The organism is Bacteroides gallinarum DSM 18171 = JCM 13658, from assembly GCF_000374365.1.
GTDB lineage: Bacteria > Bacteroidota > Bacteroidia > Bacteroidales > Bacteroidaceae > Bacteroides > Bacteroides gallinarum.
This window is the reverse complement of sequence record NZ_KB894123.1, coordinates 46,966-61,755: the sequence shown is the minus strand read 5'-3', so window position 1 is coordinate 61,755 and position 14,790 is coordinate 46,966. Positions and strand designations below refer to the sequence as shown.

The 14,790-nt window shown below is 49.1% G+C and carries 13 protein-coding genes; 6 read left to right on the top strand and 7 right to left on the bottom strand.

Translation table 11 applies throughout. The features are described from left to right. Nucleotides 1-26: 26 nt before the first annotated feature. From C233_RS0106775 to C233_RS0106750, 6 genes are all read right to left on the bottom strand, one after another. Entirely contained in the window at nucleotides 27-1,328 is a 1,302-nt protein-coding gene (locus tag C233_RS0106775; protein ID WP_025068562.1) for a hypothetical protein, read from the bottom strand. A 12-nt stretch (nucleotides 1,329-1,340) separates the two neighbouring features. Next, the gene (locus C233_RS0106770) at nucleotides 1,341-2,516 is read right to left on the bottom strand and encodes a hypothetical protein (protein WP_025068561.1); all 1,176 of its coding nucleotides are present in this window, start codon (nucleotides 2,514-2,516) and stop codon (nucleotides 1,341-1,343) included. 77 nt (nucleotides 2,517-2,593) lie between these two features. Then, nucleotides 2,594-3,502 (bottom strand): DUF6175 family protein, encoded by a 909-nt coding sequence (locus C233_RS0106765; RefSeq protein WP_026314762.1) that lies wholly within the window; start codon nucleotides 3,500-3,502, stop codon nucleotides 2,594-2,596. Nucleotides 3,503-3,520: 18 nt separating this feature from the next. Further along, the gene (locus C233_RS0106760) at nucleotides 3,521-3,997 is read right to left on the bottom strand and encodes a hypothetical protein (protein ID WP_018666836.1); all 477 of its coding nucleotides are present in this window, start codon (nucleotides 3,995-3,997) and stop codon (nucleotides 3,521-3,523) included. 3 nt (nucleotides 3,998-4,000) lie between these two features. After that, nucleotides 4,001-4,888, bottom strand: a complete 888-nt coding sequence (locus tag C233_RS0106755) for a hypothetical protein (protein ID WP_018666835.1) — start codon at nucleotides 4,886-4,888, stop codon at nucleotides 4,001-4,003. A 22-nt stretch (nucleotides 4,889-4,910) separates the two neighbouring features. Continuing rightward, nucleotides 4,911-5,612: a hypothetical protein gene (locus tag C233_RS0106750; RefSeq protein WP_025068559.1), complete on the bottom strand. Its 702-nt coding sequence runs from the start codon at nucleotides 5,610-5,612 to the stop codon at nucleotides 4,911-4,913. Between the two features lie 291 nt (nucleotides 5,613-5,903). Here C233_RS0106750 and C233_RS0106745 point away from each other — a divergent pair, with 291 nt between their 5' ends. Beyond that, nucleotides 5,904-6,263 carry a helix-turn-helix domain-containing protein gene (locus C233_RS0106745; protein WP_025068558.1) on the top strand — a complete coding sequence of 120 codons (360 nt, stop codon included), beginning with the start codon at nucleotides 5,904-5,906 and terminating at the stop codon, nucleotides 6,261-6,263. Nucleotides 6,264-6,280: 17 nt separating this feature from the next. Here the strand turns inward: C233_RS0106745 and C233_RS0106740 are convergent, their stop codons facing one another. Next, nucleotides 6,281-6,886, bottom strand: a complete 606-nt coding sequence (locus tag C233_RS0106740) for a ribonuclease HII (protein ID WP_018666832.1) — start codon at nucleotides 6,884-6,886, stop codon at nucleotides 6,281-6,283. 95 nt (nucleotides 6,887-6,981) lie between these two features. On the opposite strand from C233_RS0106740, the gene C233_RS0106735 reads away from it, so the two are divergent. The 5 genes from C233_RS0106735 to C233_RS0106715 all read left to right on the top strand — a co-directional run bounded on the left by C233_RS0106735 (nucleotide 6,982) and on the right by C233_RS0106715 (nucleotide 14,783). Then, nucleotides 6,982-8,601 (top strand): tetratricopeptide repeat protein, encoded by a 1,620-nt coding sequence (locus C233_RS0106735; protein ID WP_018666831.1) that lies wholly within the window; start codon nucleotides 6,982-6,984, stop codon nucleotides 8,599-8,601. Nucleotides 8,602-9,029: 428 nt separating this feature from the next. Beyond that, complete coding sequence (locus tag C233_RS0106730; protein WP_018666830.1) at nucleotides 9,030-12,152, top strand: SusC/RagA family TonB-linked outer membrane protein; 3,123 nt, start codon at nucleotides 9,030-9,032, stop codon at nucleotides 12,150-12,152. Between the two features lie 29 nt (nucleotides 12,153-12,181). Continuing rightward, nucleotides 12,182-13,780 (top strand): RagB/SusD family nutrient uptake outer membrane protein, encoded by a 1,599-nt coding sequence (locus C233_RS0106725; protein WP_025068557.1) that lies wholly within the window; start codon nucleotides 12,182-12,184, stop codon nucleotides 13,778-13,780. A gap of 122 nt (nucleotides 13,781-13,902) precedes the next feature. Beyond that, on the top strand, nucleotides 13,903-14,181 hold the full coding sequence (locus tag C233_RS0106720; RefSeq protein WP_018666828.1) for a LysO family transporter: 279 nt from the start codon (nucleotides 13,903-13,905) through the stop codon (nucleotides 14,179-14,181). Continuing rightward, nucleotides 14,178-14,783 carry a LysO family transporter gene (locus C233_RS0106715; RefSeq protein WP_018666827.1) on the top strand — a complete coding sequence of 202 codons (606 nt, stop codon included), beginning with the start codon at nucleotides 14,178-14,180 and terminating at the stop codon, nucleotides 14,781-14,783. Before C233_RS0106720 ends, C233_RS0106715 begins: the two co-directional genes overlap by 4 nt. The last annotated feature ends 7 nt before the right edge of the window (nucleotides 14,784-14,790 follow it).

Below are 14,790 nucleotides of genomic sequence, written 5' to 3'. Positions count from 1 at the left end.
ATCATTTCTGTTTAATAGTTTATAATTTATTCCCAGTTGGTAATATAGGGTAAAGAAAGCCGGGCACGCTCCACGGCGCCGGTCTGCGGATTGACGAATGTTACCGACCCTTGTACGAAGGAAAAGGCAGAGTTCTTTTTCTCTCCGGCAGTGAACTCGCCCTCTGCCAGCGCCTTAATCTGGACGATGCCTTTCGTTTTGTACACTCCGTCTATATCGTCGAATATAATAGGGGCGGATATTTCCGGCACATGGAGCTCCAGGGCTTTCAGCCCGAAGGGAGTACCGCCGCGGTTGTTCAGCGTCAGGCGGATATTGATGTTGAATATCTTCCTGCCGGCCACGGAATCGGCCGTCAGTATCAGTTTTCCTTCCGGAACCACCGAGAAGGTCGTGTTCCCTACTCCCGCTTCGTTCAGGAACGCTTTGTGCTGCAACCGTTTTCCGCCCGCCACCAATGAGATATTCAGGAAATTCTCCTCCTCCGGCAGGCAGTCTTCCGCATCATACGAGATGACGAACATCCCGTCGGCAGGACGGACGCCGATTTGACCGGCGCAGTTGGAGGTGACTTTCGGCTTGGTTGCAACTCTTACGGGATTGCCGTCCAGCAGCACCTGGCACTGGTATTTCCCGTTTTCAAGGAAAGTGCCCGTCAGCGAAAGCGCGTCGTATAACTGCTTGTAACGAGCGGTCAGCCCTTCCACCTGGCTCAGACGCACGTCGTCGAAGAAGTACCCGGACAAGGTGTTCAGCTCCGTTATGGCCTGCCCTATCTCGTCTACGGACTCGATGCTGCTGATTTTCTGTTCCAGGGCTTCGTACCGGGCTACCTTTTCGGCATCCAGCGCTTCGAATTCGGCAATCAGTTTCCGCTGTTCCGAACGCGAGAAGGGATACTTCACCGAATAGTCGTAATGCTCTTTCCCGGTGGCCTTATCCCGCACTTTCTCCCAATAGATTTCCTCGGCATTGGAGAGGGAAATCCCTTTGAGGAAAGGCAGATTGGCCGATTTTATCTTGGAAACCTGGGTAAAGGCATCCGAGGACTCTATGCTTCCGTTCACGTTGACTTCCGAAAGGACATTCTTCTTGGATACCGTTACATTGCTTGCCACCGACTGGATGATACGTTCCGTTATCTCGGTCAGGGCTTTCGTCTGCCCTTCCGCCAGCGAGTTGGCCCTAACCGATACTACCAGATAACCTTCCGTAGCCGTATTCAGCCATTCCGGCACTTTCTTCGCGCTTTTCTCCACCACCTTGGTCTGGGCGGCAATACCCGTTACCAGCAGGGCAGTAAAAATCATCCCTATCAATCGTTTCATAATACTGTCTTTTTATTGCCATTGAACAGGCAGGTTACGAATATGTACTTTCGTGTCCGCCACCAGCAGCTCTACGTAAGAGAAGCCGGGGAACTTATCGAAAACTTTCGTCACATAGAACTCCCGCCGTATCGTTACGCGGGGAGGCATCTTCATCCATGAGCCGTTCTGAATCTCAAAATTCTTGCATTCCGTACCGCTGTCCGTAAAAGCCGAGGTAACCCTCAGGAATTCGTCCGTATTACGGTTGGTATCGACATTAGTCATTTCCGCCAGAATCGTAATGCGTTGCTGGGTGGCGTTGCCCGTACACTTCAAGACCTTGAACTGTAACCGGTTCGTGGAAAGAGTGATTTCACAATTCGCCGAAGGCGTTTCCCGGGCAACCGGTTTCTCCACCACTTTTTCGACAATCACCGGCTTCTCCACGACTACCGGCTTTTCTACCACCTTCTCTACTACCTTCTCGACCACCACGGGCTTTTCGACTATCTTTTCGACTTCCACTATTTTCTCCACCTCGACAGGTTTCTCCACCACTTTCTGTATGATTACCGTATCCGGCTGTGCGTCCGGTACATACTGCGACAGTTCCGCCAGGAGCACGGAAGCCTGCTCGTAGCAAGGCACGCTCTCCGATACGGCAGAAAGATAGCTTACCGCCTCCCGGTATTTTTTCAGGTTGTAAAGCCCCTGCGCCTTCTGTAAAATCGTAGCGCAATTAGCGGCGTAGTAATCCTGAATCTTCTGCCGGGCTACACGGATGAAGCGGGTAAAAACCGGGTCGGTTGCACGGATGCCGGAAATCATCGCCTTGTAAGGGTCGCCCCCCTCCGCCGCCTGTCCGGACACGGTGACTACGGCGCTATGGTACATGCTGCCGTCTGCCTTGTTCTTGGCAACCAGCGTCAACTCTCCTTTGACAAGGGTCGTATTGCGCATCAGCCCCGAGGTAGACTGCTCATCGACAATCGTTATTATCGGTTCGATAACGAAAACATTATAGTCGTCCGACGCGCCTGCACTGTTGCGGGTGATAATCTGTTTCAGTTTGTTCCGAAGCATCTCTTGCGCCGCGGCAGACAGCCCGTTCTCCCCGTCCAGCGGCTGGACGGAGAAGTTAATCGTCTGCCCCCGGAGCTGGACGATGCAGAGGCCTGCTATCAATAGAAATAGGAATTTCTTCATATTCGTAATTATTAAAAAGCGAATGTCCGGCCATGTATTCTATCTGCCAAATACCCGCCGGACATCCAACCCGATGTTTATTCCCTTGAATTTTGAATCAGAAGCTGTATATACTGCCCGGAAGCCGCTTTCTCGCTGACCGTGTATCCCTTGTCTTTCAGCAGTCCCGAAGCGAACCTTCTCAACTTGCCGGTTTCCGACTTAATGGAACGCGGCCTCCCGGTATCGGGGTCGTATACCGGCACGCGCATATACACATTCAGCCCGTTGCCGCCCGAACGTACCTCGCCGTTGCCCATGAAAGCGTTTTCGAGTACCCATTCGTCGAGTTCGTCGCTCAACGTCATGTCCCTCGTACCTACCGCATCGTTCTCCATATCGAAGTCGCAGTTCTCATCGACGTTAACGGTTATATTCACCTCCCGCCCGTTGGCTACCATATCGCGGAAGGCCAGCTTCAGTTGGTTAAAGAAATTCTCCGAAATTCCCTCGAGGGCATATTCCGTCAGCTCCTTCTTGGACGCACGGAAACGGTCGCTTACAATACTGGCGTTTGCCAGGGAGAAACCGGTTTCACGCTCTTTCGCCTCCATAAGGAGGGTAACGTTGGAAGCGCCTCCCGGAAAATCTTCTTTGGTAATCTTCACCGTTACATATATGTCCGCCCGCGCCCCGTCCACATAAGCCTGCAAGCCGGTGGACTTGGCATTCAATGCCGACGCCGCATAAGCGCGATTCTGCACCCTCTGGAATTCCGTCAGGAAATCGACGGTCTTGAAGTTACGCAGGTTAAACTGCTCCTTTATCTTGGAAAGCGCCAGCGGCACGGCTTCATCGTTCAGCACCGCATCCTTTATCCGGTCGTTCTCTCCCTCGCCGGGCTCTACAAACGGAACTACCATTACATTCGGCTGCCTCGCCTGGCCGCCCTGGGCAAAAAGGCAAAGAGGCAGAAACATACTCAACAAACATATCAATCTTTTCATAATCGATTATACTAAGATTCAAAAACCAAACGAGTCGAAGTTCATACCCGCTATCTTATTCTTCAGCACATAATAGTTTACGGTAATATCGAACGGCTTCTTCTTCACCTTCTCTCCCTTCACCTTGTCCAGTTTTCCCATGGGCTTTACCGAACTGATGCAATCCTTGTATTCCTTATTCTCAAAGAAAGCGAGCAACTTGCCCTGGCTTTTCGCCTCCGCCTCCGATTCGGTCATCGATATGACAGCCGGAAAGTCCTTGGAGAAGCCCGAATACAGCAAAGCGCGTATCACCCGCACCTCTGCATCTTCCTGTGCCAGGGCATCGTTCTTACCGTACCCCAACGTACGGAGCACCACCACGGCATCTCCGCCGCGTCCTTTCACCTCCATTAAATTTACCGAGCCGCCGTAATTCACGGGTTTCACCTTTTGGGCGAAAGACGCCGTAAAGAACAACGAACAGAAAAAAGAAAAAATCAATACCTTCTTCATATACTAACGAGATTTTAAAAGCAATAACCTGCATTGTAAAAAGCTGTTGGCATCCAATGTAGGAATCAATTCTATTATACGGTCCTTACCCTCGGAAAAGGAAATGGCGGAGGTAGAAGCACGCAAGTCCTGCACCTTTACCACACCTACTACTTCGCTTTGCCGTTCACCCCCGTTGTACTTCACCAAAGAAACCTGAAACTGGTCGCCTTTCCTTATATTCAAGTCCTCGCCGCAAGTAATGACATATTCGTCGCCCTCATAACTGAGTAGCCCGTATACCGGAATATTATTCAGGAAGAAATCCGTCAGAGGCTCCGTCAGGGTAGCCAAAGCCTCCTGGCAGGCGGCATCCCTGTTAGGGCGGATAGCCGTTTTCTTGATGTCGCTGATAAACTCGCGGGAGATAAGCGCAGCCGCGGTAGAATCGCGCGCGTCACTGATGCTTACCTTCAGCCGGAGCACGCAGGAATAGCCTGCCCCTCCCGCCCTGCGGGTAAACTGGCAACTGTTGATATCGCAGGAAAGCGCATAATCGTTCTGCTTGGAAGAGACATAATCTATCTTCTCCGCCCTGGACATCTTCATAAACAGGCTGGCTTCCGCATCCTGCGTAAGGGCGTCCAACGTGTTTTCGTCGGATATTTCGAAACGTCCGCTGGCTTTTGCCACTTCGTCCAACTTGGCGCGCACGTTGCCCTCATAAATGCGAATCATATCCATAGGCTTGGTATTGCCTTTAGCCTCCTGTTCCTTGGCGATATTCACCAAAGTACCGTCCGTTACTTTAATATCTACAAGACGCAAAGTCATGGCATTCTTACCCTTGCTCTGGGCAAAAGCGCCCAAAGCAAGAGTAATCATTACAAACAATAAAAATATCTTCTTCATAATGCTCTTTCACTTTATGCTCTTATTCCTCTTTGACTTCCTGCCCTTCGTTGGCCTTCTTATATTTCAGTTTCTCCGTATTCTCCTTAATGTTGCGCTGAATCAGAGGAATCACATTGACCGACATCTTAATGGCTTTCGTAGCCTGCTTCACCTTCTTCCCGATAGTCAGCGCCTTCAACGGGTCCGAAGTCAGGGAAGTCAGTGCAGAGACGCTCTCGGCCGTCAGAGACACCCCGCGGGCAGCAGCTTCCGTAAGGTTCAGCGTGGCGATGCTATATACCTTCAAAGCATCATTCTTGGCAATAGGCTCGTTCGTTTTCTTGTTCTTGGCATTCCAAATCGTATCGGTCACACCCATTTCCTCGTCGAAATAAGGTTCCGGAACCATTTCTATGAAACCGGTATTCTCCTCTACCTGGCACAGCAGGGCAAACAACTCGTTGGTGTGTATGAAGAAGGTATCCACTTCCGCAATGCCGATATTCGCCTCAATCGGTTTCCATTCTGCCAGAAACTCCTCATACTCCACACGCAGATTGGCAATCTTGGCATCCTTCTTAGCGGCTTTCTTCAATTTGGCTTCCTTCTTGGCGTTCTCCTTTTCCTGTTTTTTCGCCTCTTTTTCTTGTCTTGCCTTTTCTTTCTCCGTTAATTCCTGGGCATACACAGTAGTAGTACTAAAAACAAATAGTCCCAATAAAATAAATAAATACTTTTTCATAACCTGTAAGTGTTAATATGGAACAGAACCGATAATCGCTGTTCCACGGTTTATAATTATATGTAAATCTCTCTCCGACAGACTTTCTTCTACAACGGAACCCATACAAAACCAAAGGCGTTCTTTCATCAGTTTTCCAACCGCCCGGCGGTAATTCTCACCGTATTAACCGGGCTTTTATAAGTGTTTTTCTTTGTTCACAAAGATAAGTTTGTTTTAACATTGGTTATGTCCACTATATTTATTACATTTGTCCAATAAACAAGGAATACCCTCCAAATCATTATCAGTATGGAAACACAAATTAAGAAAAGAGTAGGACAACAACTACAGATGCTGCGCTTGGAAAGGAACCTGACCCAAGAGCAAATGAGCGAAAAGTTAAACCTGTCTACGAGCGCATACTGTAAGATAGAATACGGAGAAACGGACTTGACGCTGACACGATTGGATAAGATTGCAAAAATCCTGAATATGTCTACCTCGGACTTATTCAACCGCATCAACAAAAGTATGAGCCCAAATTCCGACAACAACCGGAGCAACAGCGACGCAGAGCATTACAGCGACCTCCGGGAACTTATCAAAGCCCACAGCAGGACTATCGACCTACTGTGCAAACGCCTGGATACGTTAGAACAGCAGCTATGAGAAAGTTAGAACAGCAACTACGAGAAAGGCAGCTCCAGTTGCCCGTCCCCCAATAAATTGAAAGTCATGCGATGATAAGGAGTGGTTCCCCGTTCGGCGATAGCGGCGCGGTGCTCCTTCGTGGGATACCCCTTATTACGGTTCCAGCCGTAATAAGGAAATTCCTCGTGCAGCCGGTTCATATAATCATCCCGATAAGTCTTGGCAAGAATGGAAGCCGCTGCAATGGAAAGATACTTGCCGTCGCCCTTCACCACGGTGGTATGCGGGATATCCCGGTATTTCCTGAAACGGTTACCGTCGATAAGCAAATGCTGCGGACACAGCTCCAACCGGTCGATAGCACGGTGCATGGCGAGAAAAGAAGCATTCAGGATATTTATCCTGTCGATTTCCTCCGGCGAGACAACGCCTACCGCCCATGCCAACGCCTCCCTCTCGATAACTTCGCGCAGGGCATACCGCTGCTTCTCGCTCAGTTGCTTGGAATCGTTGAGCAACTCATTCTTAAAATCCTTAGGCAAGATAACGGCGGCGGCATACACAGCACCGGCAAGGCAACCGCGCCCGGCCTCGTCGCAACCGGCTTCTATCAAATCTTCATATAAGTAAGGTAACAGCATACATCACTACATTAGAGCACACAAAGATAAATCTTTTCATAAGTAAACGAGGCGTTTAAACAAAAATAATTAAATTTGCAAAAAGAAGAACCCTTATGAAAAATCACTATATCTTTTTCCTTACCTGCTTTTTGCCCAACATCCTGCTACAAGCGCAAGACTTGGAAAAAGCGCAGAAAATGATTGAACAAGCCCAGAAAACACTTTTCAGCACTCCCAAGCAAGCTTCGTACTATGCAAAGCAGGCAGCAATCCTATTCCCGGAGAACCAGCCCAACGAGCTGCGTGCACAAGCCATGTTGCTCCAAAGCCAGGCAGAACAGCTATTGGGCAACTTCGATATGAGTATCAAGAACCTATACGATGCGGAGAAATACATCAAGCCCTCGGACAAACCGCAGAATGCACAACTCTACTCCCTCATGGGACGCGTATACGGCAAATTGGGCGACTACAACAAAGCGATTGAACTAAATGACAAAGCCACCTCCATTTTCAAGGTGCTGGGAGACTCAACCTCCATTGCCGAATGTTATAACGAACGCGGCGTGATGCATTACCTCCTCAACGAATTTCTGATTGCCGAAGGATTCTTTCAGCGTGCGTTAGTAATAAACCGCGCCCAACGCAACTTAAAAGGCATCGCCACCAACCTGAGCAACCTATGCCTGTATCAAGGGAATACCGATGAAAAACTGAAACTCATACACGAAGCCATTACTATCAACAAAAACCTGGATTCCCAATGGTCTTTAGGCGAGAATTATAACAATATGGGCAAGCAATACTACTTCGGAGAGCAATACCCCGAAGCCTTGGAAGCCCTGCAAAAAGCCTACGAATACGCCCATAACATCGGTGCGCGCGAACTGATTTGCGACAATTACGAATACTCATCCTGGGTATACGCCGCTATTGGCAACTATGAACAAGCCTTCAAATACCTGAACCAGATGTACGCTTTGAGCAAGGAGCTCCAAAGCAGCAACAAACTGCGCAACATCGAGCAGGAAATCTCCTACAAAAGATACCAAGACCAAAAATATGCTACCGAGATGCAGGAGCAAACCTATAAGATAGAACTCCTGAAACGAAACCTATGGCTTTTGAGCTGCATATTCACCCTGGGCATAGCCTCCTGCATCTTTCTATACAAATGGTATAAACGCAAAAAAAATCTCCAATTAGTAGAAGCCTGCTACCAGCTTCAACTATCCGAACAGAAGATTTCCGAGCTGAAACTGCACCAACAGGAGCTGGAGCTGCAAAACGTGCAGAATGCCCTGCAAGCAAGCCAACAGGAAGCTACCAGTTTTGCCGTATTCCTGAAAAGCCGTAATGAACTGCTGGACAAAATACGCGAAATGATAAAAGAAGGATATAAAATAGACTCCCAGGCAATCGTTCCGCACCTTAAGAAAATCAATTCGTTTATCAAACAATATCAAAACGGAGATAAAGCCAACACGCCCCTACTAACCAATATCGAGGACAAAAACAACGAATTCCTGCAAAAGCTCATTACCCTGCACCCTAAACTGACACAAGGCGAGAAATACCTCGCCACCCTGTTAAGAGTCAACCTCTCCACCAAAGAAATAGCCATGCTGACAGGCACTACCCCCAAGAGCGTCAACATGAACCGCTACCGCCTGCGCAAGTCCCTGAACCTATCTGCCGAAGAAGAGCTGACGGACTACTTGCAGAATATATAAGATTATCCTTTTTCGTAGGAATAATAAGAAGGAAGGCTCTATCCATTACCGCCCCGGCTTACCGCATTTAATTCGTCAGACAGCCGTTATCTGTTCGTTAGACAGTTGTTGCCCGTTCGTTAAACAACTGTCTAACGAACAGATAACGGCTGTCTAACGGATTGAGCTTTACATAACCGTGGGATATTCCCCGCCTCCTGCATCCTTAAAATATACTACGCGGCAGGATATTCTATCCTGTAGATAGTAACACACAAATAGAACACTATATATCAACGACTTAAAAACAACCGTGTAGATTACAAAAGAGTAAAAACACTCTATTTGTAGGGTGTGTGTAGATAAGCTTTATTAGCAATCCTTATTAATATCGTTTAATTTAGCGGTGTGAAAAACAAAAAAATATTAACCTTAAAAAACTTATTCAAATGAGTAAAAGTAATGCTTTCAAAGAAAGAACAATCCAACTGCTTCTTTTCTTTGCTTTTATGCTACCTGTATGTACATGGGCACAAAGCATCCAGTTGACGGGTACGGTAACCGATACATCCGGCGAGACAATCATCGGAGCCAGCGTATTGGAAAAAGGAACCACCAACGGCCTTATCACCGACCTCGACGGCAACTTCTCACTGGCCGTATCACCCAACGCGACAATCGTAATCTCCTATGTAGGCTATACGACACAGGAAATTCCGCTCAACGGCCGTAAGACACTGAAAGTCGTTTTAAAAGAAGACAACGAAATGCTGGACGAAGTAGTCGTTATCGGCTATGGAACCATGAAGAAAAGCGACATGACCGGAGCCATTTCCTCGGTGGATACGGAAGAATTGACCAGACGCGCCACAACCAACCCCGCAGAAGCCCTTCAAGGCAAGATTGCCGGTGTAAACATCATGAAGGCGGGCGGTAATGCCGGCGCCGGCGTTTCCGTAAAAATCCGCGGTGTGAAATCATTCGGCAGCAACGAGCCCCTTTACATCATCGACGGCTTCCCCGGCGACATCGACAACGTCAATCCGCAAGACATCCAGTCCATGGAAGTCCTGAAAGACGGAGCCGCCGCCGCAATCTACGGTTCGGTAGCCGCCAACGGAGTTATCATCATCACGACCAAGAACGGAAAGAAAGGCGAAACGCATATCGACTTCAACACCTATCTAAGCGTGACACAAGTTGCCAATAAGCTGGAAATGACCAATGCAGAACAGTACAAGAGCACCATTAAAACCATGTTCGAGAACTACAACGCCCAGTACCCCGACGATGCGGAAGCGATTCCCGCATACGTTACTTCCAATACGGGCGTAGACACCGACTGGCAAGACTTGATGTTGCGCAACGGCCTTTCGCAGAACTACATGTTCAGCGTACGCGGCGGCGGAGAAACAGCCCAATATTCCCTATCCTACAACCACGCGGACGACAAAGGTATTTTCCTGGGCAACAGCTATCGCCAGGACAACGCCCGCATGAAAATGCACATGAGCAGATACATTTTCGACATCGATGCCAACCTGGGCTTCCGTTATACCAAAAGCAAGCAGCCGCAATATAGCCTGAAAGAGATGTATGCCTCTTCTCCGCTACTTCCTGTTTATGACGAAACGGAGAAATACGGTTTCGGCCTGGCATCCACCCACCAACTGCCAGCCAACAACAACGTTATGGCAGACCATACTTTCCGCAACGCGGCTACCAAGAAGTTCTATACCACAGCCAACGTCTCTTTAGGTATAAAACTGGCTCCCTGGCTCAACTTCAAGAGCAGCTACGCCTACCGCGGCGTACACTACCGCTATGCCCTGCACTACCCCGACTATATATCCAACGGACAAAATCCCTACAACTACCCCTACCAACAGGAAGACACCTACTATTGGGAAGAGCAGGTTATAGATAATGTACTGACTTTCAATAAAGAGTTCGGCAAGCACAGCCTGAATGTAATGGCAGGTTCTTCTATTACTTCCACCAAATATACCGAAAACGGTGTAAACGTAACCGGTAAAACGACCAAATACTATGTAGACCAAAACGGTAACCTGGCTAACCGCGAAGAGCCCGCCGGCTTCCTCGACCCGAGTTTCAGCACTATCAACGCAGGTGTAGGCGGCACGTTTGCAGGCGACGGCTATAACTATAAGTACAACCGCGCTTCTTTCTTCGGTCGTGTCAACTACAATTACAACAACCGCTATCTTGTCCAGGCCACCATGCGCTACGACGGTTCTTCCAAGTTCGGTTCCAATAACCGCTGGGGTTGTTTCCCGTCCGTAGCCCTGGGTTGGAGAATCAGCGAAGAAGCTTTCTTCCCGAAAGACATCTTCCTCAACAACCTGAAATTCCGTGCCAGTTGGGGACGCCTGGGTAACGAGAACGCTTTAGGATACTACGACTTCCAAGCGCTCATAACCTCTTACAACCGTCACGAAGGCGGCTACGTACAAGGTGGAAACGCCTGGCCGGGTTCCGCATCCTGGAATATCGAAAGAAACGACCTGAAATGGGAAACTACCGATACGAAGAACATCGGCTTCGACCTCGGCATGTTCAATAACAAGCTGACGGGTAGCATCAACTACTATATCAACCAGACAGAAGACCTCCTGATTACCAAACGCCTGTCTCCCTCCGCAGGTTACGAGAATCCGATATTGAACGTAGGCAAGATACGCAATACGGGTGTGGAGCTGGAACTGAACTGGAGCGATAAGGTAAAGGATTTTGAATACAACATAGGCTTCAACTTTGCCACTACCAAGAACGAAGTGGTAGAATTGGCCGACAAAGGCCAGGCACTGCCCGCCACAGGCTTGCTGTACGACACCGACCATGTCCCTGCCTATGCCAAGGAAGGCAAGCCTATCAGCGGTTTCTACCTGTACCGTACAAACGGTATTTTCCAAAGCGACCAGGAAGCTGCCGAATATGTCAATAAAGACGGCGAACGCCTGCTGCCCAATGCCAAAGCCGGCGATATCCGTTTCGTAGACTCGAACGGCGACGGCACTATCGACGAAGAAGACAAGGAATACTGCGGTACAGGTATTCCCAAGGTAGAAGCGAACCTCAACTTCTCCGCAGCTTATAAGGGCTTCGACCTTTCATTGAGCCTGGGCAGTGCGTGGGGACATAAGATTTACAACGGCAACAAATACTTCTACCAGTCAATGAGCGCCCCTACCAATATGTTAAGCAGCGTAGCCGATGCCTGGACTCCGAACAATGCCGGTACGGACATCCCGCGCGCCGTCTATAACGACCCCAACGGTAACTCCCGCGAATCCGAGCGCTTCCTGGAGAACGGCAACTTCGTCCGTCTGCGCCAGGCACAGATAGGTTATTCCCTGCCCGCTTCCTTGCTGAAGAAAGCGCACATCGAAAAGCTCCGTTTCTATATCAGCGGCGATAACCTGTTTACCATTACGGGATATGACGGCATCGACCCGGAATTCTCTACCAGCAGTCCCGTCAACTCCGGTATCGACAGACATATCTATCCGTTTACCCGCTCATATACGGTAGGCGCGCAACTTACATTCTAACCATTACAAACAGATATATACATAAGAATATGAAAAAGCTTATATATTTGGCAAGTCTATGCCTCACAATGTCTTTCGCCTCCTGCGATGACTTTCTAACAGTATCCTCTCCCGACGAATTGACCACCGATAACTTCTGGAGAGACCAGGAAGACGCCGAAGCTACCATGGCATCGGTCTACGCACAGCTTTACCACGGCGACGCTTATGCCACCAGTGAAGTCAGATGGCCGGTAGAGGCTTTCCGTACGGATTTGTACACCATGGGAAATGACGCTATCAACTACCAGACCTGGACGGACATCTATAAATTCACTTATACTAACGGTAATACGCAATTCTCTTATTACTACCAAGACCTTTATCGCGGAATCAACTTTGCCAACCAGGTACTGGAGTTTGTTCCCCAGATACCCGAAACCGGCATTACTACCAACAAACGGAACGAGCTGATAGCCGAAGCCCACTTTATGAGAGGCTACCTCCATATGATGTTGGTGCTGAACTGGGAAAAGATTATCATACGCGACAAATACATCAACGACCAAGCAGAATTGAATCTTCCGCTGTCTGACCGTGCAACCTGCTGGGATTTCATCATCGACGAACTTAAATTAGGGACAGCCCTTCCGGCAGAACGCCCCAGCACAGAGGCAGGGCGTGCCACATCCGGAGCAGCCAACGCCTACTTGGGCTTCGCTTACCTGACACGCGCATACGAAGAACCCGAGCAAGAAGCGACTTTCCTGAGCAATGCGCTGGATGCACTGAACGAGGTAAAGGGTTACGAACTGGTAAGCGGCGATGACCTGGTCGATATGTTCAACGGCAAGAATAAAAACTGCAAAGAGTCCGTTTTCGAACTGCAATATAGCTCGAATACAGACAATGGCGCCAGATACTACTCTTACGTCCACCAGTTCATCGCAAGCAAGCAGTTGGGCGGCTGGGATGAAATTCTGCCCAATGACTTCCTGATGAACGAATTCAAGAAGGAAGGCAGGGTAAGACCCGGCGGAACAGCAGGACGCTACGACCAGCGCCTATACAATACCGTATATTTCCTCGACGAATATTTCACAGAAGGGGAAGAACTGGTGATAGGACAGGAATACAGCTACTGGTTTGCCGACAAATACGTTTATCCCAAAGATGAAGAAGGCAATAACATTAAGGACGAGGACGGCGATGCGTTAAAGGAACCCGCACCCGGCGCCCAGTTGATTGACCGCCCGGCTTTCCGCCGCTTCACTCCCGCCACAAAGAAAGAGCTTAAAACGAGATGCGGCTTCAACATCCCTTTGATGCGTTACGTCAACGTATTACTGATGAAGGCCGAGGTACTGAACAAACAGGGGCATCCCGAACAGGCCATTCCTATCATCAACGATATCAGAAGAATTCACGGCGACATGCCTGCCATGTCCGGAACCACCCAGGCAGATGTACAGGCTCAGATAGAGCACGAACGTATCATAGAATTCCCGTTGGAAAGCTATCGCTGGTACGACTTGCGCCGTTGGGGTAAACTGGAGCAACAATTAGGCAGCCGCGGTTTTGTGAAGGGTACGCACGAGTTCTTCCCTATCCCGTTGTGGGAAATCAACGCCAATCCTCAGGTTCAATAACCTAATCCGGCAATCCGGGCAAGGCGGTATATGCCTTCCGAATAATATCGTCTTGCCCTGTCTGATTCTTGCCTTTGCGCAAATTGCATTATCTTTGCCCTTAAAATCAAACGACAACAGATATGTTTATAATTATCGGACTGATGCTCGCAGGAATGCTGCTGGGCTACCTCTTACGGAAACGGAATTTACGTAGAATCCATACCATTATCACAGTGCTAATCTGGATACTGCTCTTTATCCTCGGCATCGAGGTAGGCGGAAACGAACAGATTATCAAAGGGCTGCATACCATAGGACTGGAAGCGGTCGTACTGACCCTGGGCGGAACCCTGGGAAGCGTCGTTGCTGCCTGGGCATTGTGGAGGGTCTTATATAAAAGGAAAGGAGAACGGGTATGAAAGGAAGTCTTATCATAGTCGGTTTCTTCGTCCTGGGTACGCTTTGCGGAGTTTTCCGCCTGATACCCGTAGACCTCGTCATGGACAGCCAAATCAGCTACTACGCCCTTTGCGCATTGATGTTCAGCGTAGGACTGAGTGTGGGCAACGACCCCCAGACATTGAAAAACTTCCGTTCGCTTAATCCCCGGCTGGTTTTTCTGCCCATAATGACTATATTGGGTACGCTGGCAGGTTCTGCGGCAGTCAGCCTCATCCTGACTCACCGCTCCGTTACGGATTGCCTGGCTATCGGCTCGGGCTTCGGATACTATTCGCTCTCCAGTATCTTCATTACCGAATACAAAGGAGCCGAATTAGGAACTATCGCCCTGCTTGCCAATATCAGCCGTGAAATCCTGACGCTGCTTGCCGCCCCTTTACTGGTACGGTGGTTCGGCAACCTGGCGCCTATATCCGCCGGAGGAGCCACTACAATGGATACCACGCTCCCTATCATTACCCGTACGGCAGGACAACAATTCGTCGTAGTTTCCATATTCCACGGATTCGTAGTCGATTTCAGCGTACCGTTCCTGGTAACCCTGTTCTGTTCGATATAAATCTATA